Consider the following 1,469-nt stretch of genomic DNA (forward strand, 5'->3'; position numbering starts at 1 on the left):
TGTGAATGCCTTTAATAAGCGCTTTGCGCACACCACCACCTTTGTCGTGACCCCTCTGCACAAGGCTGAGGGCGCCGGAGAATTCCTACAAAAGTGCGGCTTTAAGGACGCGTCGGAGCACTTCACGGTTCATATGAGGAAGCGAAATTCGATCTAGCGGAAAGTGAAATTTACTCCAACCGGCATAAATTTAATAAAATTTCACGCGACTTTTAAATTTTAAATCGCGTGGAATTCTGCGCCGTCTTTTTACCCCTTTACTACAGATCGCTGCGCGAGATATGCGGCTACGTATGCTCTCGCTCCTCCGCGATAAATCGCCGCATATTTGCGCACGGCGCCGTAAATTCTAATTTTACGCATGTCGCGCGGCGCGCTAAAGAAACTCCGCTCGCCCCCTGCGCAAAAGCAAACCTAAAAGAATTTTCGGCTACAATTTCCCGCAAATAAAGGCAAAATATGAAAGAAATCTCGCTACTAAGGCTCTCGCTCGCAATCTACATCGATATGTTTTTGCGCCTAGTGACCACGTTTATCAACACCTACATGATCTCACGCGTGGACGTCTCGCTAGTAGGCGCGCTGGGGGCGGGCAACGAGATATTTTTGCTCTTCATCACCGTTTTTGGCTTCCTGGCCGTGGGCTGCTCGGTACTCGTAGCGCAGGCGCTGGGGGCGAAAAACAAAGTCCTAGCCATGCGCGCGATCCACACGAGCATCGCATTTAACGCGCTCGTGGGACTTTGTAGCGGCGTTTTCGTCTTTAGCTGCGCGCCGTTTTTGCTGCACGCGCTGCAGGTGCCCGCCGAGCTTTTGAGCGAAAGCACGATCTATCTTAAAGTCATCAGCATCGTCTTTGCGATAGACGCCGTCGCGATCGTGCTTAGCGCCATCGTGCGCGTTTACGGATACGCAAATTTCATCATCGCAGTCTCCGTGGCAATGAATTTAGTAACGCTCGCTGGCAACTACGTCGTGCTCTTTAGGCCGTTCGGACTGCCGTACTACGGGCTTGAAGGCATCGGCGTGAGCACGATCGCAGGGCGCATGATCGGCGTATTTTTATTCTTCCTCATCATCACGAAGGTGCTAAAGATAAAATTTTACCTAACGATGTTTTTAAAGATCAAGCTCGCCACGCTGCGTAAAATTTTATCCGTAGGGCTTCCGAGCGCGGGCGAAAACATGCTGTGGATCGTGCAATATCTAGTCGCTTTCGCCTTCGTCGCGAGTATGGGCGAGGCGAGCCTTACCGTGCAGACGATCTATTTTCAAATTTCATCATTCATCTTCTTCGGCGGAAGCGCGATCAGTATGGCAAACGAAGTGATCGTAGGTCGCCTCGTAGGCGCCGCTAAGCCGCAGGAGGCGTACCGGCACACTTTTACCGCGCTGCGCTTTGGCCTTGGAGCGACGGCGCTTTTCGTCGCGATCGTGTTTTTAGCGCGCGAGCAGATCATGGAGCTACT

1 protein-coding gene is annotated in these 1,469 nt (G+C 51.9%); it reads left to right on the forward strand.

The features are described from left to right. Positions 1-459: 459 nt before the first annotated feature. Positions 460-1,469: MATE family efflux transporter (locus Q0256_RS09160; RefSeq protein WP_297962394.1), on the forward strand; the 1,010-nt coding region annotated here is incomplete at its 3' end.

The sequence above is a fragment of the uncultured Campylobacter sp. genome (assembly GCF_937949835.1).
Classification (GTDB): domain Bacteria; phylum Campylobacterota; class Campylobacteria; order Campylobacterales; family Campylobacteraceae; genus Campylobacter_B.